Annotated in this window: 19 protein-coding genes; 14 read left to right on the top strand and 5 right to left on the bottom strand. The window is 71.6% G+C overall.

All coding sequences use genetic code 11. The annotated features are described in order from the left end of the window. Nucleotides 1-111 precede the first annotated feature (111 nt). The gene (locus K8W59_RS02710) at nucleotides 112-561 is read right to left on the bottom strand and encodes a hypothetical protein (RefSeq protein WP_223397220.1); all 450 of its coding nucleotides are present in this window, start codon (nucleotides 559-561) and stop codon (nucleotides 112-114) included. 299 nt (nucleotides 562-860) lie between these two features. Between K8W59_RS02710 and K8W59_RS02715 the strand changes: the two genes are divergently transcribed. Genes K8W59_RS02715 through K8W59_RS02725 form a run of 3 tightly spaced genes read left to right on the top strand, consistent with a single transcriptional unit; the run spans nucleotide 861 to nucleotide 3,306 of the window. Then, entirely contained in the window at nucleotides 861-2,153 is a 1,293-nt protein-coding gene (locus tag K8W59_RS02715; protein WP_223397188.1) for an IS256 family transposase, read from the top strand. Nucleotides 2,154-2,175: 22 nt separating this feature from the next. After that, nucleotides 2,176-2,880, top strand: a complete 705-nt coding sequence (locus K8W59_RS02720) for a DUF433 domain-containing protein (protein ID WP_223397221.1) — start codon at nucleotides 2,176-2,178, stop codon at nucleotides 2,878-2,880. A 45-nt stretch (nucleotides 2,881-2,925) separates the two neighbouring features. After that, nucleotides 2,926-3,306 carry a PIN-like domain-containing protein gene (locus tag K8W59_RS02725; protein WP_397196064.1) on the top strand — a complete coding sequence of 127 codons (381 nt, stop codon included), beginning with the start codon at nucleotides 2,926-2,928 and terminating at the stop codon, nucleotides 3,304-3,306. A gap of 194 nt (nucleotides 3,307-3,500) precedes the next feature. On the opposite strand, the gene K8W59_RS02730 is transcribed toward K8W59_RS02725, so the two are convergent. Further along, nucleotides 3,501-4,322, bottom strand: coding sequence for a hypothetical protein (locus tag K8W59_RS02730; protein ID WP_223397223.1), 822 nt, complete (start codon nucleotides 4,320-4,322; stop codon nucleotides 3,501-3,503). 177 nt (nucleotides 4,323-4,499) lie between these two features. Between K8W59_RS02730 and K8W59_RS02735 the strand changes: the two genes are divergently transcribed. From K8W59_RS02735 to K8W59_RS02745, 3 genes are all read left to right on the top strand, one after another. Beyond that, nucleotides 4,500-5,261 carry an SDR family NAD(P)-dependent oxidoreductase gene (locus K8W59_RS02735; protein WP_223397224.1) on the top strand — a complete coding sequence of 254 codons (762 nt, stop codon included), beginning with the start codon at nucleotides 4,500-4,502 and terminating at the stop codon, nucleotides 5,259-5,261. Nucleotides 5,262-5,370: 109 nt separating this feature from the next. Beyond that, a complete protein-coding gene (locus K8W59_RS02740; protein WP_223397225.1) occupies nucleotides 5,371-6,891 on the top strand; it encodes a CehA/McbA family metallohydrolase domain-containing protein in 1,521 nt (506 codons plus the stop codon). Between the two features lie 30 nt (nucleotides 6,892-6,921). Further along, nucleotides 6,922-8,214 (top strand): aspartate aminotransferase family protein, encoded by a 1,293-nt coding sequence (locus K8W59_RS02745; RefSeq protein WP_223397226.1) that lies wholly within the window; start codon nucleotides 6,922-6,924, stop codon nucleotides 8,212-8,214. On the opposite strand, the gene K8W59_RS02750 is transcribed toward K8W59_RS02745, so the two are convergent. Continuing rightward, nucleotides 8,215-9,759 carry an amino acid permease gene (locus K8W59_RS02750; protein WP_223397227.1) on the bottom strand — a complete coding sequence of 515 codons (1,545 nt, stop codon included), beginning with the start codon at nucleotides 9,757-9,759 and terminating at the stop codon, nucleotides 8,215-8,217. Between the two features lie 73 nt (nucleotides 9,760-9,832). Here K8W59_RS02750 and K8W59_RS02755 point away from each other — a divergent pair, with 73 nt between their 5' ends. After that, entirely contained in the window at nucleotides 9,833-10,468 is a 636-nt protein-coding gene (locus tag K8W59_RS02755) for a vitamin K epoxide reductase family protein (protein ID WP_223397228.1), read from the top strand. Between the two features lie 7 nt (nucleotides 10,469-10,475). Here K8W59_RS02755 and K8W59_RS02760 read toward each other — a convergent pair whose 3' ends face one another. Further along, nucleotides 10,476-11,279, bottom strand: coding sequence for a GTPase domain-containing protein (locus K8W59_RS02760; protein WP_223397229.1), 804 nt, complete (start codon nucleotides 11,277-11,279; stop codon nucleotides 10,476-10,478). Between the two features lie 41 nt (nucleotides 11,280-11,320). Next, a complete protein-coding gene (locus K8W59_RS02765) occupies nucleotides 11,321-11,926 on the bottom strand; it encodes a TetR/AcrR family transcriptional regulator (RefSeq protein WP_223397230.1) in 606 nt (201 codons plus the stop codon). Nucleotides 11,927-12,016: 90 nt separating this feature from the next. Here K8W59_RS02765 and K8W59_RS02770 point away from each other — a divergent pair, with 90 nt between their 5' ends. Genes K8W59_RS02770 through K8W59_RS02800 form a run of 7 tightly spaced genes read left to right on the top strand, consistent with a single transcriptional unit; the run spans nucleotide 12,017 to nucleotide 18,898 of the window. Next, nucleotides 12,017-12,772, top strand: a complete 756-nt coding sequence (locus K8W59_RS02770) for an SDR family oxidoreductase (RefSeq protein WP_223397231.1) — start codon at nucleotides 12,017-12,019, stop codon at nucleotides 12,770-12,772. Beyond that, nucleotides 12,772-13,788 (top strand): phosphotransferase family protein, encoded by a 1,017-nt coding sequence (locus K8W59_RS02775; protein ID WP_223397232.1) that lies wholly within the window; start codon nucleotides 12,772-12,774, stop codon nucleotides 13,786-13,788. The genes K8W59_RS02770 and K8W59_RS02775 overlap by 1 nt, the downstream gene beginning before the upstream one ends. Continuing rightward, nucleotides 13,788-15,002: an acyl-CoA dehydrogenase family protein gene (locus K8W59_RS02780; protein WP_223397233.1), complete on the top strand. Its 1,215-nt coding sequence runs from the start codon at nucleotides 13,788-13,790 to the stop codon at nucleotides 15,000-15,002. Before K8W59_RS02775 ends, K8W59_RS02780 begins: the two co-directional genes overlap by 1 nt. Continuing rightward, nucleotides 14,999-16,186 (top strand): acyl-CoA dehydrogenase family protein, encoded by a 1,188-nt coding sequence (locus K8W59_RS02785; RefSeq protein WP_223397234.1) that lies wholly within the window; start codon nucleotides 14,999-15,001, stop codon nucleotides 16,184-16,186. The genes K8W59_RS02780 and K8W59_RS02785 overlap by 4 nt, the downstream gene beginning before the upstream one ends. Next, nucleotides 16,183-17,253 carry an acyl-CoA dehydrogenase family protein gene (locus tag K8W59_RS02790; RefSeq protein WP_223397235.1) on the top strand — a complete coding sequence of 357 codons (1,071 nt, stop codon included), beginning with the start codon at nucleotides 16,183-16,185 and terminating at the stop codon, nucleotides 17,251-17,253. Before K8W59_RS02785 ends, K8W59_RS02790 begins: the two co-directional genes overlap by 4 nt. After that, nucleotides 17,250-18,269: an NADP-dependent oxidoreductase gene (locus K8W59_RS02795; protein ID WP_223397236.1), complete on the top strand. Its 1,020-nt coding sequence runs from the start codon at nucleotides 17,250-17,252 to the stop codon at nucleotides 18,267-18,269. The genes K8W59_RS02790 and K8W59_RS02795 overlap by 4 nt, the downstream gene beginning before the upstream one ends. Further along, nucleotides 18,266-18,898: a haloacid dehalogenase type II gene (locus K8W59_RS02800; protein ID WP_223397237.1), complete on the top strand. Its 633-nt coding sequence runs from the start codon at nucleotides 18,266-18,268 to the stop codon at nucleotides 18,896-18,898. The genes K8W59_RS02795 and K8W59_RS02800 overlap by 4 nt, the downstream gene beginning before the upstream one ends. The last annotated feature ends 27 nt before the right edge of the window (nucleotides 18,899-18,925 follow it).

The following is an 18,925-nucleotide window of genomic DNA, read 5'->3' on the forward strand; positions in this document are numbered from 1 at the left end:
CATCGGACGATGGCGTAGCAGGTAGAGGCCGCCTATACCGCATGTTACCGCGGTCACTTCTGCGACGGAAGCGCTGGATCAGCACGCCCGCCTCGTACCTACCCCGACGGGTCACCGTTCACGGCCGTGGCAGTCGCGCATAGCAACGCCCCGGGACAGTAGCCAGTTGCGGACAGTGCCGGCAGAGAAGCCGAGGCGGGCACCGACCCGTTCCAGCGACTCACCTCCCTCATACAGGCGGACCATCTCATCCACTTCCGCATCCGAGGGAGAGCTTCGCCGAAGCTTGATACCTCGCGACCGAAGCAGCGCGGCCAATCGCTCACGACTCACACCTACGTCCGAGGCGATCTCTCGCAGTGTCGCTCCCGCCTCGTAGCGGTTTTCCGCCGCGGCCAAGTCGTATTCGCTGACCCTTGTCGCCTGACGCACGCAGGCCGCACGACGGGGCTTGAAACTGCTATCTCGAAGTCTGATCGCATAGTGCACCGCGGCCACGCGCGACACCGGCGGGGCGAGTTTCGAAAACGCTCCCGCTAGGTCCACCGAGTAGTTCTTCATCGAACCCCAGCTGGCTGTCGGCAGGATGTCGCTCTTGATCTGGTCGACTAGGGCGAGTTGGGCTCTTTCGGCCGGCCCGGGCGGCACTGCTGCCCGGCCGCGACACGGGTCAAGCCGATCGCCGACTGGGGGTGGCTGGGGCGAAGATGGCGCCATGGCCGCATCGCTCCTCGATCGAGTTGAGTCCTACAGAGTGGTGTACGACAGCCGGGTAGGGCGCGTGCCTCCCACGTAGGCGCGGCCACCGGGTGAATCCTTCGAGTGATCTTCCACAACCGACTCGAAGAAGGAGCACCACGATGACCGCTGGACCCAGTATCGACCCTGCCGACGTCGCGAGCGGCAGGACGCTCGAGGCGGGCGAGTTCCTGCACGAGCAGCTCGCGCAGGCGAGCCCTGATCTGATGCGCGGCCTGTTGACCACGTTCGTGAACGCGCTGCTCGGCGCGGAGGCCGACGCGGTGTGTGGCGCCGGCTACGGCACCCGGTCGCCGGAGCGGGTGAACTCACGCAACGGCTACCGCCACCGCGACCTCGACACCCGGATGGGCACGATCGACGTCGCGATCCCGAAGCTCCGCACGGGCACGTACTTCCCCGAGTGGCTCCTCGAGCGTCGACGACGGGCCGAGGTCGCGCTGACGAGCGTGATCGCGACCTGCTACCTGCTCGGCGTCTCGACCAGGCGGATGGACAAGCTCGTGCAGTCGCTCGGGATCACCGGGTTGTCGAAGTCCCAGGTCAGCGTGATGGCGCGCGACCTCGACGCGCACGTGACCGACTTCCGCACCCGGCCCCTCGACGCCGGCCCATACACGTTCGTGGCAGCAGACGCGCTCACGATGCGGGTCCGCGAAGGAGGCCGGGTAGTGAAAGTCGCGGTCATGGTCGCCACCGGCGTCAACGCCGACGGGCACCGCGAGGTCCTCGGCGTGCAGGTCGCGACTGGGGAGACCCACGCCGGCTGGCTGGCGTTCTTCCGCGACCTCGTCGCCCGAGGCCTGTCCGGCGTCGCGCTCGTGACCAGCGACGCCCACGCCGGTCTCGTCGAGGCGATCGGCGCGACCCTGCCCGGCGCGGCCTGGCAGCGGTGCCGGACCCACTACGCGTTCAACCTCATGGGTCTGTGCCCCAAGGCCGCCTGGCCCGGCGTGAAGGCGATGCTCCACTCCGTCTACGACCAGCCCGACGCGAAGTCGGTCCACGCCCAGTTCGACAAGTTCCTCGACAGCGAGCTCATCACCTCGCTGCCCGCGGCCCGTGACCACCTCGACGGCGCCCGCGCCGACATCCTGTCCTTCACCGGTTTCCCGCGCGAGGTATGGCGCCAGATCTGGTCGAACAACCCCAACGAGCGCCTCAACCGCGAGATCCGACGGCGTACCGACGTCGTCGGGATCTTCCCCGACCGCGACGCGATCATCCGCCTCGTCGGAGCCGTCCTGGCCGAGCAACACGACGAATGGACCGAGGGCCGGCGCTACCTCGGGCTCGACGTCCTCGCCCGCTCCCGCATGAACCTCGTCACCGGCACCATCGAGACCACCGGCACAACCACCACCGACGACCAGGAGGCAGCCATCAGCGCCTAACGACACGCCCGACGAGGGATTCTTGTCGTACACCACCTCGAGGGACTTGACCCTCGATCGCGCGATCTACTCCTACGCTGACGTAGATCGGCTCGTTGGCCTGCGTGCCGGCACCGCGAGCCGCTGGCTGGAGGGCTACGAGCGGCAAGGACGCTTCTACGACCCGGTGCTTCGACCCGAGCCGACCGGGTCCGATGTGGTCACGTGGGGCGAGATGGTTGAGGCGAGGCTGCTGGCCGAGTTCCGAGACCTGACGGTGCCTGTGCAGCGGATGCGCCCCGCAATCGTGAAACTGCGCGCGGAGTTCGGTCGCTACCCCCTGGCGCACGCCAGACCCCTCCTCGATGTCGAGGGCCGCGAGCTGGTCCAAGTGGTGCAGCAGGAGGTCGGACTCGCCCGAGACCTGCAGCTCGTTGTGGTGCGTGACGGTCAGTTCGTGCTCACTGACGCTGCGCAGCGGTTCAGTTCGGCGGTGGATTACGTGGAGTACGCCGGCAACGTGGCGGGCCTCATCCGTCCCGAGCAGCGGACCCCCGACGTGGTCATGGACCCGCTGCGGACGTTCGGCCAGCCGGCGGTGCGCAATGTTCGCACCGAGGCGCTCGCCGAGGACTACCGGGCGGGCACCAGCCGCGACGACCTTGCCGACCTCTATGACCTCACCCTTGAGCAGGTCGATGAAGCGATCCGCTTCGAGCTCATCGCGAGTGCCCAGCGCGCTGCCTGATCATGGCGGCCGGGTTGCCGGTGTACTTCACCGGCCGAGAACACCCTGGGCCTCGGCAAATTGCTGCGTCGCGCCGGCCTGGCGGACGTCGTCTACCCGGGCCACGAGGACCTACCCGAAGTTCCGGTCGGTACGCCCGATCTGGACTGGATGCCGGTCGTCGCGCGACGGAACCTCGTCGTCCTGACACGGGACAAGCGGGTCCGCACCCGACCGGCCGAGCTGCGGGCTTACTGGGAACACGGCATCCGCTCCGTATGGATCGGCGCCAAGCAAGATCTCGGACCGCGTCAGCAGGTCGAGTTGTTCCTCCAGCACGAGAAGCGTCTCCAACGCGAGATCACCCAGCGTGGCCCCGGCCCGCGGGCGCTGGCGATGAACCCATCCGGCGTTCGTCCGCTCAACCTGCGTTCGCCCGGCAGCTAGCGGGCGGTGACCGGGCCGCCGTCGTCGTCGTACGGCGCGGCGTCGCGCTCGCGAAGCCGAGCTCGTCGGGGTCGGGCGCCTCGATGGCCAGTCCTCCCTCAGCCGCCTCCTCAGGTCGCCGGTCAGCAGCAGACGCTTGGCCCGCTGGCGCCGAGGCGGTTCGCCCACAGGCCAGCTGGGTGCGCGCGTGGCGATCACCTGCCGCCCGCATCCCCCGCTCGCTCGAAGACGGCCAGGAGCACGTACTCGGCGACCAGGCGCTGCTCGCCTGGAACGTCGTACCAGCGGATCGCCATACCCCAGAATGCGAAGAATGAGCCGACGAACACCGCCATCAGCGCCAGCATGTGACCGGTGACCAGCGTCCAGATGATCCCGACCGCCACCCAGGCGGTCGCGATGGTGAAGAGAACGGCCGTCCAGGCTTGCGCCGACGACCGGACGTATCCCGTGATCGTGCGGCCGTCCGGGGACAGATGGTAGAAGAAGTTCGCGACCCACACGCGAACGTCTTGTCCGCAGACGCTCCAGAACACCCAGGGATGCTCGATCGTCCCCGCATCGGTTGGTCGGTCGCTGAGCCGCATCGTCACCTCGGGCCAGTGGGTTCGTCTAGTACGCCGAGCCAGCGGTGATCCGGTCATGGCGTGCACCGAGAGGCCGACAGGTCTTCCCTGGAGCGCACTGATCGAGCCCGACGACACGGTGTCGGGTAGTTCGACCACTGGAAGGGTCTCGATTCTGTCCGGATGCGCGTCCAGCCATTCCTGGCTCCGCGGCCTGCGCGCATCAGCCTGAGACCAGATCGAGGTCACGATGAGTGCCAGACCACTCAGCGCAACGCCCACCGCCGTGACCGCGAAGCCGGTGGCCGTCGCATTCTGGATGGCGGTGGCGGCCGCCCAAGTGAAGAGCACGAGCAATGGGGCACCGAACAGGGTGAGCAGATCCAAGGCATCGGGCCGGAGCCGCCGCCACAGGGATGGGGCACGGGGGCAATCGCGCAGTCCGGCCATCAGACCTCCCGAGAGAGTGGAAGGCTCATCGTGCCATGGCAAGGAGTCGAAGCCTCGATCCCAACTGACCTGAACCGCACGGCCGGGACGTCATACGCTCCGGGGAACCGCTTCCCCACTTCGCATGACGTCCCGGCCTGGCGTACGGCGCGCGCGAGACGACCCCTAGGAGGACCCATGCCCCAGATGCTCACCGACCGGACGGCCCTGGTGACCGGTGGAGGGGTCGGCATCGGCGCGTCCATCGCGCTCGCCCTGGCGACCGCGGGGGCACGCGTAGCGGTCACCTACCGGACCCACGCCCCGGATGACGAGGTGCTCGCGGCGCTGGAGGCCGCGTCCGGGCAGGCTCCGGTGGCCGTGGCCGTCGACGCCACCGACGAGTCGGAGGTACGGCGAGCGGTCGACATCGTCGCCGGCGAGCTGGGCGGGCTCGACGTCCTGGTCAACAACATCGGCGGCCTGGTCCAGCGCGCCCGGCTGGAGGAGCTCGACCTGGCGCTGTGGCGGCGGATCATGACGGTGAACCTGGACAGCACCTTCCTGTTCACCCACCACGTGCTGCCGCACCTGCGCGAGCAGAGCGGCCGGGTCATCAACCTCGCCTCGCTCGCCGGGCACACCGGCGGCCACCCGGGCGCGCTCGCCTACGCGACCTCGAAGGCCGCCATCGTCGGCTTCACCCGTGCCCTGGCCAAGGAGCTGGCGCCGCGCGGCATCACGGTGAACGCGCTGGCACCCGGCTTCATCGAGGCGACGCCCTTCCACGACACGTTCACCACCGACGACTCCAAGGCAGAGACCATCACCACCATCCCGGCCGGGCGGGCCGGCGTACCCGAGGACGTCGCCGGCGCCGCCCTGTGGCTGGCCTCGGACCTCGCGTCCTACGTGACCGGCACGGTGGTCGACATCAACGGCGGGCAGTACTTCCGCTGAGCGCCCGGCAAGGTTCGCCCAACCGCCTCCGATCGTTCACCCGCCACGCCATGGAACAGGCGTTGCATGAGAGGGCTGACAGTCCCCGTCCTCTCAGGAGCCCTCAACCATGGCCCACAGTCACGACCACGAGCACCCGCACGACAGCTGGGAGGCGATGGACGCCGCCGACCCGCAGGCCGGGTCCGCGTCCCGCCGCCAGCTGCTGAAGTACGCCGGCGTGGGCGCCACCCTGGCCGCCGCCCCGGCCGTCATGCCCGCGCCCGCCTCCGCCGCGGGCAACAGCGCCCGGCGCCGCGGTGGACGCCGCTGGCGCGCCGGCGACCACCACATCCACTCCGAGTACTCCGGCCGGTTCGACACCTCCACCAACCCGCCCACGTTCCAGAAGGGCGCCGACGCCGTCTACCCGATCGTCACCAACGCGATCATGGCCAAGAGCTTCGGCCTCTCCTGGGTGATGTGCACCGACCACGGCGGCCCGACCCACTCCAAGGTCAACCTCGAGCTCGCCTACCCCGACCTGCTGAAGTCGCGCGACCTGGTGCCCGAGGTGCTGCAGTTCTGGGGGATGGAGTTCGACGCCCCGCAGATGGACCACCACACGCTGATGATCCCGAAGCGCAACGACGAGGCCCAGCTCCTCTACGAGCTGGAGTCGCGCTACGCGAAGTACGACGCCTTCCCGACCGACCCGTCGCGAGACACGGAGGCGAAGATGGTCGAGTTCCTCCGCTACGCGCAGCGGATGCCGAACAAGCCCCTGGTGATCGCGCACCACCCGTCGCGCTCGGCGACCGGTCTGGGCGTCTGGGGGCAGGACACCCCCGGCGAGTTCCGCAACAACCAGGACGCGGCGCCCGACGTCTACATCGGCTTCGAGGGCGCTCCGGGCCACCAGGCCGGCACCCTGGTCGACGGGAACCGCGGCGCCTACGGCAACTACCCGACCCACGGTGGCTTCGACCAGATGACCGCCATCGTCGGCGGCCTGTGGGACTCGCTGCTCGGCGAGGGTCGCAAGTGGTGGATCACCGCCACCTCCGACTCGCACGTGCACTGGACCCGCGGCGGCGCCGACTTCTGGCCGGGTGAGTACTCCAAGACCTACGTCAGCGCCCGGCAGGACTACGCCGACATCATGGACGGCCTGCGCCGCGGCCGGATCTTCGTCACCACCGGCGACCTCATCACCGGGCTGGACGTGACCGCCTCGCACGCGGGCCGGGCCGCCGGCGTCGGCGAGACGGTCCGGGTCAAGCGGGGTCGCAACAACGACGTCGAGATCGAGATCCGGTTCACCCCGAACACCCGTACGAACGCCAACGGCGACCGGCCCGTCGTACGTCGCGTCGACATCATCACCGGCGAGGTCACCGGTCCGGTGCGCGACCGGGAGGCGGCGGAGAACCCGACCACGAAGGTCGTCGCCCGCTACGGCCGCAGCGACTTCCGCCGTCGCGGCGGGGAGTACGTCATCCGGCACACGCTGCGCGACGTCAACCAGCAGAGCTACCTGCGGATCCGCGGCACCAACACCGACGAGATGGAGCCGGCGGCCGACGGCCAGGAGTCGCCCTGGGACGACCTGTGGTTCTACTCCAACCCGGTCTTCATCGACGTGGGCTGACAACGGGGCGGGGGCGCCATACTGGCTGCCATGAGCGACGAGCCGACCGATCCGCGCCTGCGCTACCTGACCAGGTACGGCGGCCCCTGGGCCCCCTTCGTCGCGACTCGGGCCCAGGGGTCGTTCATCGAGGACGCGAGCGGCCGCCGGGTGCTGGACTTCACCAGCGGCCAGATGAGCGCGATCCTCGGGCACGGCCACCCGGAGATCGTCGAGACCGTCTCGACCGCGGTCGCGGAGCTGGACCACCTCTTCTCCGGGATGGTCTCCGAGCCGCTGCTCGCGGCGGGGGAGGCACTGGGCACGCTGGTCCCCGGCCTGGACCGGGTGCTGCTGCTGACCACCGGGGCCGAGTCCAACGAGGCGGCGCTGCGGATGGCCAAGCTGGTCACCGGCGGCTGGGAGGTCGCCGGGTTCGCGCAGAGCTGGCACGGCATGACCGGCGCGGCCGCGGGGGCGACGTACGCCGCCGGCCGACGCGGCTATGGCCCGGCGCCCGCCGGGTCGGCCGCGATCTTCGCGCCCAACGCCTACCGCCCCCGTTTCGTCGACGACGCCGGCGAGCAGGACTGGCGGGCCGAGCTCGCCGACGGATTCGACCTGCTCGACCGGCAGACCTCCGGCGGCCGGGCGGCCTTCATCGCCGAGCCGATCCTCTCCTCGGGCGGGGTGCTGGAGCTGCCGGAGGGATACCTCGAGGCGTTGCAGGCCGCCTGTCGCGAGCGGGACATGCTGCTGGTGATCGACGAGGCGCAGACCGGGGTCGGGCGGACCGGCTCGATGTTCGCCTTCGAGCGCGACGGGATCGTCCCGGACATCGCCACGCTGTCCAAGACGCTCGGCGCCGGGCTGCCGGTGGCTGCGGTGCTCACGACCGAGGAGATCGCCGCCGAGGCGGCCGACCGGGGCTTCCTCTTCTACACCACCCACGTCTCCGACCCGCTGGCCGCGAGCGTGGCGAGCAAGGTGCTGGAGATCGTGGTGCGCGACCGGCTGGCCGAGCGGGCGGCGCAGGCGGGCGCCCGGCTGCGCGCCGCCCTGGACCAGCTGCACGCCGACCACGAGTGCGTGGGCGACGTCCGGGGTCGGGGGCTGCTGCAGGGGCTGGAGATCGTCGCGGACCGGGAGTCCAAGAAGCCGGCCCCCGAGCTCGGCGCAGCGATCACCCGCCGCTGCCTGGAGCTGGGGCTGTCGATGAACGTGGTCACCCTGCCCGGCATGGGCGGGGTCTTCCGGATCGCGCCGCCGCTGACCGTCACCGACGACGAGATCGACCTGGGCGCGGAGATGCTCGGGCGGGCGATCGCCGACGCGACCCGCTGATCAGCCCCCGGTGTCGACCCGCTTGCCGTATCCGGTCGCGACCAGGTTGCCCGGCGCGAGACGGGAGTGCCGCCGGCCATAGCCGACGTACACCGCCAGGCCCAGCGCCAGCCACACCAGGAAGCGCAGCCAGGTCTCCACGGCCAGGCTGGACATCAGCGCGATGCAGGTCAGCGCGGACACGATCGGCAGCAGCGGCACCCAGGGCGTGCGGAACGGCCGCTTCATGGCGGGCTTGGTCCGCCGCAGCACCGCGACCGCGATCGACACCACGAGGAACGCGAACAGGGTCCCGATGCTGACCATCTCCGCCAGCGTGGTCAGCGGGACGAACGCCCCGAGCAGGCAGACCGCGGCCGTGGTCGCCAAGGTGATCCGCATCGGGGTACGGAAGCGCGGAGAGACCCGGCCGACCCACGCGGGCAGGAGCCCGTCCCGGGTGAGGGCGAACCCGATCCGGCCCATCGCGATGATGTCGACCAGGATGACCGAGGAGAGCCCGGCCACCGCGGCGACCCCGATCAGGATGCCCGCCCACCCGAGCCCGACCTGGCTGAAGGCGTCGGAGAGCGGCGCACCCTCCGAGAGCCGGGAGAAGTGCACCATCCCGGTCAGCACCAGGCAGACCCCGACATAGAGCGCCGTGCAGAGCGCGAGCGTGCCGATGAGCCCCCGCGGCATGTCCCGGCCGGGCTCCCGGGTCTCCTCGCCCAGGTTCGCCACGGCCTCGAAGCCGCTGTAGGCGAAGAAGACGATCGCGGCCGCGACCAGGACGCCGGTCACGCCGAACGAGGTGGGGGTGATGCCGGTGACGAACTGCCACAGCGGCTGCTGGAGCCCGGTGGCCGAGGCCGCGTCCGGGGCCGGGCGCGACGGCGGGACGAAGGGGGAGTAGTTGGCGACCTTGACGAAGAACGCGCCCACGCCGATGACGAACAGGCACACCGACACCTTGATCACCACCAGCAGCAGCGTGACCAGCTTGGACTCGCGGATGCCGACGGCGGCCACGATCCCGAGCACGAGCGCGATCCCCACCGCCCCGAGGTTGACCACCGAGCCCTCGCCGAAGAACGTCTCCGAGAGGCCGAAGGCCTCCTGCAGGTAGCCCGACCACCCCCGGGCCACCACGGCGGCGCCGAGGGCGAACTCGAGGATCAGGTCCCAGGCGATGATCCAGGCGAAGATCTCGCCGATCGTGGTGTAGGCGTAGGTGTAGGAGCTGCCGGCGGTCGGGACCGCCGCGGCCAGCTCGGCGTAGCAGAGGGCGGCGAGCAGACTGACCAGCCCGGCCAGCAGGAAGGAGACCACGACGGCCGGTCCGGCGAAGTTCTTCGCGCTGGTGCCGGTGAGGGTGAAGATGCCGGTGCCGATGACGATGCCGACGCCGAAGCCGATCAGGTCGCGGGCGGTGAGGTTGCGCCGCAGGCCCTGCTCCTCGCCGGCCGTGTCGTCGTTCTGGTGCAGCACGGTCTCGATGTCCTTGGTCCGGGTGAGGGACCGCGAGCCCGGTGCCGAGGAGGGGTCGGACGAGGGAGAGGTCACGTGACTCAACGCTACGCCGCCGTGGGGAGCGTTCCGTGCGCGGTCCACGGGTCGGGGCAGTACCCTCAAGGGCATGTCTTCCCCGACCACCGACCAGCCGGTCTCGGAGCCGGCGCTCGACGACGAGCCGCCGATCCGGACGATGCGTGCCCCGGGAGGGCTGTTCACCGTCGGCGGGCTGATCGGACTGGTCGCCGCGGCCGTGCTGCTGGTCGAGAAGATCATGCTGGCCGAGAACCCCGACTACGTGCCCAGCTGCAGCATCAACCCGGTGCTCTCCTGCGGCTCGGTCATGCAGACCGACCAGGCCGCCGCGTTCGGCTTCCCCAACCCGATCATCGGGGTGGGCGGCTTCGCGGCGCTGCTCGCGATCGGCCTGGGCATCCTCGCGGGCGCGAGGTTCGCCCGGTGGTATTGGGCCGGCGTGCAGCTCGGCGTCACCTTCGGGGTCGTCTTCATCCACTGGCTGGCCTACCAGAGTCTCTACGTCATCGGCGCCCTGTGCCCCTACTGCATGGTGGTGTGGGCGGTGACCATCCCGGTCTTCCTCTTCACCACGATCTACAACCTGCAGCCCGCGCGTCAGCGGGGCAGCGGCCTCGCCGCCGGGCTCAGCGAGAACCGCTGGGTGATCCTCCTCGCGTGGTACGCCGTGTTCGTGCTGCTGATCGGCATCCGGTTCTGGGACTACTGGTCCACGCTCATCTGAGCCGCGCTCAGATGTGCCCGCTGAGCTGAGCCATCCGCGTCTCGAGCGCGGAGATCAGTGCGCCGCACTGCTTGGTCGGCATCGGTGACTTGCGGCCTCCGCCCTGGGCGCAGACCGGCAGGACGTCGATCGAGAGCTTCGCCCCGCCCGTGAGCGAGCGCAGCTCCTCCAGCTTCCGGGCGAACGGGCTGTCGCCGCCGGGGGAGTAGTAGCGCACCACCTCGTCGATGTCCCCGGGGTAGAGATCGGCCTTGGTGACCGCGACGATGAGCCACGTCGGGTGGTCGCGGCGCACCGCCATCGAGGCGACCCGGTGGGCGGTGATGGAGAAGTCCTCCAGCTCGGCGGCCAGCTGCTCCTCGCGGGTCGCGACGCCCTGGCCGGAGATCCCGCCGGCCCGCCGCGGGGTGGCGTATCCGTTGGCCACCACGTGCAGCACGCCGGCGACCGGCTCGTCGTGGAAGACCTGGTCCAGCGCGCCGAGGCGGGTGGCGGCGTTCTCGCCGGGCACCACCCGGAAGCGGAAGCCGCGCAGCTTCGAGGAGCGACGAGTACGCCGCTCCAGCGTGGCCGACCCGACGTCGAGCGGACCCTCGGGCGTGGTGTGCCGGGTGAGCCGGTCGGCCAGGGCGGTCTTCCCGACCCCGGTCATGCCGGTGACGGCCACCGTCGGGTAGCGCCGTCGGAACAGCTTGGACAGGGCGGCGGCGCCTCCGGGGAAGGCCGTGATGACGCCGGCCAGCATGCCGCTGCCGACGGTCGCGTTGCGCGCCAGGCTGCCCCGGGGGGTGCGTGGTCCGGTGTGCGTCATGGCAGTGCGATCTCCTGCGGTTCGACTGCCACGAACCTAACTCAGCGCTCCGCGCCGACGATCCGCAGGGCGATCCGGGAGTACTCCTCCGCGACCTTCTCCGGCGGCCAGCCCGCGCGGTCGTCGTACCACCGCGCGATGTCGATGCCCAGCGAGAGCAGCGCCGCCGACGCCATCCGCGGGTCGGGTACGTCGAACACCCCGGCCGCCACGCCGGCCTCGACCAGCTCCTGCATCGCGGCGTCGATCCGGCCGCGCAGCTCGGCGATCTCGGCCAGGTGCTCCTCCGACAGCGCGGCCAGCTCGTAGTTCACCACGCGCGCCGCGGTGTGCCCCTGCGCATGGTGGGCGGCGAAGTCGTGCATGACCCGGCGCAGCTGCTCGACCGGGTCGTCGGAGGAGGCGATCCCGTCCAGGACCAGGGCCAGGGTTCGCTCGTGCCCGGCCCGGGAGATCTGGTGCAGCAGCCCCTCCTTGGAGCGGTGGTGGACGTAGAGCGCGGCGGGGCTCATCCCGGCAGCGGCGGCGATGTCGCGGGTGGTGGTCCCGTGGAAGCCGCGGGCGGCGAAGGCGTCGACCGCGGCCTCGAGCAGCCGCAGCCGGGTCGCGTCGGCGCGGCTCTCGACCGGGTGTGACGTCTCGCTCATCGGCGGCCTCCTCCCTTGACCCGGACCCGGGTGTCCGGCACTCTGAGGATAACAACTAAGCAAGCGCTTAGTCACTATGGAGGAGTCGAGATGACCCAGAGGTTCGAGGGACAGACGGCGCTGGTCACCGGAGCGAGTCGCGGCATCGGCCTGGCGATCGCCCGGCGGCTGGTCGACGAGGGCGCCAAGGTGGTGATCACCGCCCGCAAGGAGGGCCCGCTGGCCGAGGCCGTGGAGCAGCTCGGCGGCGCCGAGCACGCGCTGGCCGTCCCGGGCAGCGCCGGGGACGCCGACCATCGCGCGGAGGCCGTGCGCCGTGCGGTCGAGCACTTCGGCTCGCTGGACGTGCTGGTCAACAACACCGGGATCAACCCGGTCTTCGGCTCGCTCATGGAGCTCGACCTGGACGCCGCCCGCAAGATCCTGGACACCAACGGCGTGGCCGCCCTCGGCCTGGTGCAGGAGGCGCACCGCGCCTGGATGGGCGAGCACGGCGGGGCGATCGTCAACGTCGCCTCGGTCGCCGGCATCCGGCCCGCGCCGGGCATCGCGATGTACGGCGCCAGCAAGGCCCTGCTGATCCACCTCACCGAGGAGCTCGCCGTCGAGCTCGGCCCCGACGTCCGGGTCAACGCCGTGGCCCCGGCCGTGGTGAAGACCGACTTCGCGACCGCGCTCTACGAGGGCCGTGAGCAGGAGGTCGCCTCCGCCTATCCGCTGAAGCGGCTCGGCGTGCCCGAGGACATCGGCAGCGTGGTCGCCTTCCTGGCCTCCGCCGACGCCGGATGGTTGACCGGGCAGACCCTGGTGGTCGACGGTGGCGTCACCCTGACCGGAGGTGCGTGATGGCAGCTGAGGAGACGCCGGGGCTGGACCCGGCACGGCTCGCGGAGTGGCTGCAGGGCCGGGTGGAGCTGTCCGGCCCGCTGAGCGCGGAGGTGATCGCCGGCGGCAAGTCCAACCTGACCTACGTGGTCACCGACGGCACCCGCGACCTCGTCGTGCGCCGGCCGCCGCTGGGGCACGTGCTCGCCACCGCCCACGACATGGGCCGGGAGTACCGCGTCATGTCCGCCCTGCAGGACACCGACGTACCGGTCCCCCGGATGTATGCCCACTCCGAGGACGACGACGTGCTGGGCGCGCCGTTCTACGTCATGGAGCGGGTCGCGGGCGTGCCCTACCGCACCGCCGAGGAGCTGCGCCCGCTCGGCCCCGAGCGGACCCGGACGATCTCCGAGGGCCTGGTCGACACGCTGGTCGCGCTGCACGAGGTGGTGCCCGAGGAGGTCGGCCTGGGCGACTTCGGCCGCCCCGACGGCTTCCTCGAGCGCCAGCTGCGGCGGTGGAGTCAGCAGCTGGAGTCCTCGCGCTCGCGCGACCTCCCGGACGCCGACACCCTCCGCGAGCGGCTCGCGGCCGCCGTACCCCGCCAGTCGGCGCCCGGCATCGTGCACGGCGACTTCCGGCTCGACAACATCCTCACCGACGACCGGGACCGGCCGGCCGCGGTGATCGACTGGGAGATGGCCACCCTCGGCGACCCGCTCACCGACCTCGCGCTGATGGTGCTCTACCACCGGCTCGCCGAGCACATCGGCTCCGCCGTGGCCGACGCCTCGAACGCCCCCGGCTTCCTCTCCGAGGAGGAGGTGCTGCGGCGCTACAACGCGGCGTCCAGCCGCGACCTCGGCGACCTCGACTGGTACCTCGGGCTGGCGGTCTACAAGCTCGCGGTCATCCTCGAGGGCATCCACTACCGCTACAGCCAGGGCCAGACCGTGGGCTCGGGCTTCGACCGGGTGGGCGAGGTCGTCCCACCCCTGCTCGCCACCGGACTCGACGCACTCAAGGAGCGATGATGGACTTCGCCTTCGACGACCGCACCGAAGGGCTGCGCGCCTCGCTGCAGGACTTCATGGACACCCACGTCCACCCCAACGAGCAGCGCTTCCACGACGAGGTCGAGGCGCTGGAGGACCGCTGGGCGTGGGACTCGGTGCCCGTGCTCGCCGAGCTCCGGGAGGAGGCGCGACGCCGCGGGCTGTGGAACCTGTTCCTCCCCGGCGCCGACGGCGCCGGCCTGACGAACCTGCAGTACGCCCCGCTCGCGGAGATCACCGGGCGCAGCATGCACCTGGCCCCGCCGGCCCTCAACTGCGCGGCTCCCGACACCGGCAACATGGAGGTGCTCTCCATGTTCGGCAGCGAGGAGCAGAAGGAGCGGTGGCTCGCACCGCTGCTCTCGGGCGAGATCCGCTCGGCGTTCGCGATGACCGAGCCGGACGTCGCCTCCTCCGACGCCACCAACGTCTCCATCGACATCCGGCGCGACGGCGACGAGTGGGTGATCAACGGCCGCAAGTGGTGGATCACCGGGGCGATGAACCCGAACTGCAAGGTCTTCATCGTGATGGGCAAGACCGACCCGAGCGCGGACCGGCACCGGCAGCAGTCGATGATCCTGGTCCCGCGGGACACCCCCGGCGTCGAGGTGCTGCGCGGCATGGAGGTCTTCGGGTACGACGACCACGAGCACGGCGGGCACGCCGAGCTGCGCTTCACCGACGTCCGGGTGCCGGTGGCCAACCTGGTCGGCGAGGAGGGCTCCGGCTTCGCGATCGCCCAGGCCCGCCTGGGGCCGGGACGGATCCACCACTGCATGCGCTCGGTCGGGGTGGCCGAGATGGCGCTGGAGGCCATGTGCCGCCGCGCGCTCTCGCGCGAGCCGTTCGGCAAGCCGCTGGCCGAGCAGGGCGTCATCCAGGACTGGATCGCCGAGGCGCGGGTGCGGATCGAGCAGCTGCGCCTGCTCACGCTCAAGGCCGCGTGGCTGATGGACACCCAGGGCAACAAGGGGGCGCACACCGAGATCCAGGCGATCAAGATCGCCGCCCCCGCCACCGTGCAGTGGATCCTGGACAAGGCGATCCAGACCCACGGCGCCGGTGGGCTCTCCCAGGACTTCCCGCTGGCCGGTGCCTACGCCGGCATCCGGACCCTGCGGTTCGCCGACGGGCCGGACGAGGTGCACAAGGCGGCTCTGGCCCGCCGCGAGCTGAAGGGATACCGATGAGCGCGCGCGACGACCTGGCCCGGCGGGTCGTGGAGTTCCTCGCCGAGCACGACCCTGACACGACGGACCGGGTGGAGTTCCTCCGGGCAAGGTACGACGCCGGGCTGGCCTGGGTGGCCTTCCCCGAGGGCCACGGCGGGCTGGGGCTGTCCCGGTCGCTGCAGGCCGAGGTGGACCGGCTCTTCGCCGAGGCGGGCGCCCCGGACAACAACCCCCGGGCCAACGGGATCGGCCTGGGCATGGCCGCGCCCACCATCCTCGCCTTCGGCACCGAGGAGCAGAAGGAGCGCTTCCTCAAGCCCCTGTGGACCGGCGAGGAGATCTGGTGCCAGCTGTTCAGCGAGCCCGGCGCCGGCTCCGACCTGGCCGCGCTCGCGACGCGGGCGGTGCGCGACGAGGCCAGCGGCGAGTGGGTGGTCAACGGGCAGAAGGTGTGGACCTCCGGTGCGCAGAACGCCCGGTTCGCGATCCTGGTCGCCCGCACCGACGTGGACGTGCCCAAGCACCGCGGGATGACCTACTTCCTGGCCGACATGACCGACCCCGGGGTCGACGTACGCCCCCTGCGCCAGGTCACCGGCGAGGCGGAGTTCAACGAGGTGTTCCTCTCCGACGTGCGGATCCCCGACACCCAGCGGCTCGGCGACGAGGGTCAGGGCTGGCAGGTCGCCAACTTCACCCTCAACAATGAGCGGGTCGCGATCGGTGGCCGGGCCCTGCCCCGCGAGGGCGGCATGGTCGGCATCGTGTCGCAGACCTGGAGGGACCGCCCCGAGGCACGAACGCCGGAGCTGCACGACCGGCTCCTGCGCTCGTGGGTCGAGGCGGAGGTGGCCCGGCTCACCGGCGTGCGCCTGCGGCAGAAGCTCGCTCAGGGCGTGCCCGGCCCGGAGGGGGCGGCGATGAAGCTGTCCTTCGCCCGGCTCAACCAGCAACTCTCGGGCCTGGAGCTGGAGCTGCTCGGCGAGGACGGGCTGCGCTACTCCGACTGGACCATGGTGCGTCCCGAGCACGTCGACTTCACCGGCCGCGACGCGGGCTACCGCTACCTGCGCGCCAAGGGGAACTCGATCGAGGGCGGCACCTCGGAGATCCTGCGCAACATCGTGGCCGAGCGGGTGCTCGGCCTGCCCGCGGAGGCCCGCGGCGACAAGGACGTCCCCTTCAAGGAGCTGCCCCGATGACCGACCTCGACCTGCTCCCGACCGACATCGAGGAGGACCTGCGCGCCTCGGTCCGCGGCGTGCTGGACCGGCGCTGCGGCCCGGACACCGTGGCTGCGATGTACGACGGCGACCGCGCCGTCGTCGAGCCGCTGTGGCGGGCCATGGCCGTCGAGCTCGGCCTGGCCGGCCTGCTCGTGCCCGAGTCGCTGGGCGGCTCAGGAGCCACCGCCCGCGAGGCCGCCGCCGTGATGGAGGAGCTGGGTCGGGCCTGCGCGCCCGTGCCGTTCCTGACCAGCGCGGTGATCGCCACGACGTCGCTGCTGCCCTCCGGTGACGAGCTGCTCGGCGCGCTGGCCGCCGGGGAGCGCACCGGCGCCCTGGTCGTGCCGTTCTCCACCGCGCCGGACGCCCCGCTGCCCGACCTCGCCGAGGGCGGGACGGTGCGCAGCGTCGCCGGCGCCCTGGAGGCCGACGTACTCCTCGTGCCCGCCGGCGGCACCCTCCGCGTGGTCGACGCGACCGAGGCAGGCGTCGAGCCGGTGGTCTCGCTGGACATGTCCCGCCAGCTCGCCGACGTGACCGTCCCGGCCGGAGCCGGGCGCGCCGTCGAGGGCGATGGCGAGGCGGCCGCGCGTGCCGCCCTGCTGGCGGGGGCGGCGCTGCTCGCCTCCGAGCAGCACGGCGTCGCGTCCTGGTGCCTGCGCGAGACGATCGGGTACGTCGGCCAGCGGCGGCAGTTCGGCCGGGTCGTGGGTGGCTTCCAGGCGCTCAAGCATCGGCTGGCCGACCTGTTCGCGGAGACCGAGCAGGCGGCCGCGACCGCGGCCTACGCCGCCGCCGTCCTGGCCGCCGAGGACGCCGACCTGCCGATCGCCACCGCGGTGGCGCAGTCGTGGTGCTCGGAGGTGGCGGTGCATGCCGCCGAGGAGGCGCTGCAGCTGCACGGCGGCGTCGGGATGACGTGGGAGTACCCCGTCCACCTCTACCTCAAGCGCGCCAAGGCCGACCAGATCGCGCTCGGCACCCCGGGTGCGCATCGGGCCCGTCTGGCCACCCTCGTCGACCTCCCGGGAGGAACCGCATGACCGCCAGCACCCAGATCCGGCTCGCCGCCCGCCCGGTCGGCGAGCCGCAGGACTCCGACTTCGAGACCACCACCGAGGAGCTGCCCGGGCTCGCGGACGGGCAGGTGCTGCTGCGCACGCTCTACCTCTCCCTGGACCCCTACATGCGCGGCCGGATGAGCGATGCGAAATCCTATGCCGAGCCGGTGCCGATCGGAGGAGCGATGGTCGGCGCGACCGTGTGCGAGGTGGTCGAGTCGCGCTCGGAGCGCCGTGCCGTGGGCGACGTCGTGCTCGCCTACACCGGCTGGCAGACCTACGCCGTCGCCGACGCCCGGGCGACCCGCCGGCTCGATCCGGAGGTCGCGCCGGTCCAGACCGCGCTGGGCGTGCTCGGGATGCCCGGCTTCACCGCCTATGCCGGGCTGCTGGAGATCGGCCGGCCGCAGCCGGGGGAGACGGTCGTGGTCGCCGCGGCGACCGGGCCGGTCGGCTCGGCGGTCGGGCAGATCGCCCGGATCAAGGGCGCTCGCGCCGTCGGCATCGCCGGTGGTGAGGAGAAGACGCGCGCGCTGATCGAGGACTTCGGCTTCGACGCCGCGGTCGACCACCGGGCGCCGGACTTCGAGGAGCAGCTCGCCGCCGCGACGCCGGACGGGGTGGACGTCTACTTCGAGAACGTGGGCGGCCCGGTCGGCGCGGCCGTCGTACGCCGGCTCAACAAGCTCGCCCGGATGCCGGTCTGCGGCCTGGTCGCCGACTACAACGCCACCGAGGTGCCCGCCGGGCCGGACCGGCTGCCCGGCTTCATGGGCCGGGTGCTGCGGCTCAGCCTGACCGTGCGCGGCTTCATCCAGGACGAGTTCGTCCCGACCCACCACGAGGCGTTCCTCCGGGAGATGGGTGCGTGGGTCGCCGAGGGCCGGGTGCGCTATCGCGAGGACGTCGTGGACGGGCTGGAGAACGCTCCCGAGGCGTTCCGCGGCCTGCTCACGGGCCGCAACTTCGGCAAGCTGATCATCAAGGTGGCGCCGTGACCGAGCTGGTCGTGCTCGACGTCAACGAGACCCTGTCGGACCTGACCCCGCTCGCGGAGGTCTTCGCCGACGTGGGTCTCCCCGGGCAGGCCGACGCCTGGTTCGCCGGGGTGCTGCGCGACGGGTTCGCCGTCGCGCTCACCGGCGGCCAGGCGGGCTTCGCCGAGATCGGCCGGGCGGCCGTGGCGGCCCGTGCCGGCGAGGAGGCCGCCGAGCGGGTGATCGGCGCCTTCATGGAGCTGCCGGTGCATCCGGATGTGCCCGACGGGCTGCGCGCCCTGCGCTCCGCCGGGCTGCGCGTGGTCACGCTCTCCAACGGGAGTACGGCGGTCGCCGACGCCCTGCTCACCCGCGCCGGGGTCCGCGACCAGGTGGAGGCGTTGCTCAGCGTCGAGGACGCCCCGCGCTGGAAGCCGGCGCCCGAGGCCTACCGCTACGCCCTCGACCTGCTGGGGGTCGAGGCGGCGGACGCGGTGATGGTGGCGGTGCACCCGTGGGACGTGCAGGGGGCGCAGGCGGTCGGCATGCGCGGCTGCTACCTCGACCGCGCGGGGGCGCCGTACCCCTCGTGGCTGCCCGCGCCCGACCTCGTGGTGCCGGACCTGGCGAGCCTCGCCGCGCGCCTCTGACCCGCCCGGGACCCCCTCGGGTGGGAA

This window comes from Nocardioides rotundus (assembly GCF_019931675.1).
GTDB lineage: Bacteria > Actinomycetota > Actinomycetes > Propionibacteriales > Nocardioidaceae > Nocardioides > Nocardioides rotundus.

What these genes read in the sequence shown, in the direction of transcription:
- K8W59_RS02710 (WP_223397220.1), bottom strand. Translation starts at nt 561, where the DNA reads ATGAAGAACTACTCGGTGGACCTAGCGGGAGCGTTTTCGAAACTCGCC.
- K8W59_RS02715 (WP_223397188.1), top strand. Translation starts at nt 861, where the DNA reads ATGACCGCTGGACCCAGTATCGACCCTGCCGACGTCGCGAGCGGCAGG.
- K8W59_RS02730 (WP_223397223.1), bottom strand. Translation starts at nt 4,322, where the DNA reads ATGGCCGGACTGCGCGATTGCCCCCGTGCCCCATCCCTGTGGCGGCGG.
- K8W59_RS02735 (WP_223397224.1), top strand. Translation starts at nt 4,500, where the DNA reads ATGCCCCAGATGCTCACCGACCGGACGGCCCTGGTGACCGGTGGAGGG.
- K8W59_RS02740 (WP_223397225.1), top strand. Translation starts at nt 5,371, where the DNA reads ATGGCCCACAGTCACGACCACGAGCACCCGCACGACAGCTGGGAGGCG.
- K8W59_RS02745 (WP_223397226.1), top strand. Translation starts at nt 6,922, where the DNA reads ATGAGCGACGAGCCGACCGATCCGCGCCTGCGCTACCTGACCAGGTAC.
- K8W59_RS02755 (WP_223397228.1), top strand. Translation starts at nt 9,833, where the DNA reads ATGTCTTCCCCGACCACCGACCAGCCGGTCTCGGAGCCGGCGCTCGAC.
- K8W59_RS02760 (WP_223397229.1), bottom strand. Translation starts at nt 11,279, where the DNA reads ATGACGCACACCGGACCACGCACCCCCCGGGGCAGCCTGGCGCGCAAC.
- K8W59_RS02765 (WP_223397230.1), bottom strand. Translation starts at nt 11,926, where the DNA reads ATGAGCGAGACGTCACACCCGGTCGAGAGCCGCGCCGACGCGACCCGG.
- K8W59_RS02770 (WP_223397231.1), top strand. Translation starts at nt 12,017, where the DNA reads ATGACCCAGAGGTTCGAGGGACAGACGGCGCTGGTCACCGGAGCGAGT.
- K8W59_RS02775 (WP_223397232.1), top strand. Translation starts at nt 12,772, where the DNA reads ATGGCAGCTGAGGAGACGCCGGGGCTGGACCCGGCACGGCTCGCGGAG.
- K8W59_RS02780 (WP_223397233.1), top strand. Translation starts at nt 13,788, where the DNA reads ATGGACTTCGCCTTCGACGACCGCACCGAAGGGCTGCGCGCCTCGCTG.
- K8W59_RS02785 (WP_223397234.1), top strand. Translation starts at nt 14,999, where the DNA reads ATGAGCGCGCGCGACGACCTGGCCCGGCGGGTCGTGGAGTTCCTCGCC.
- K8W59_RS02790 (WP_223397235.1), top strand. Translation starts at nt 16,183, where the DNA reads ATGACCGACCTCGACCTGCTCCCGACCGACATCGAGGAGGACCTGCGC.
- K8W59_RS02795 (WP_223397236.1), top strand. Translation starts at nt 17,250, where the DNA reads ATGACCGCCAGCACCCAGATCCGGCTCGCCGCCCGCCCGGTCGGCGAG.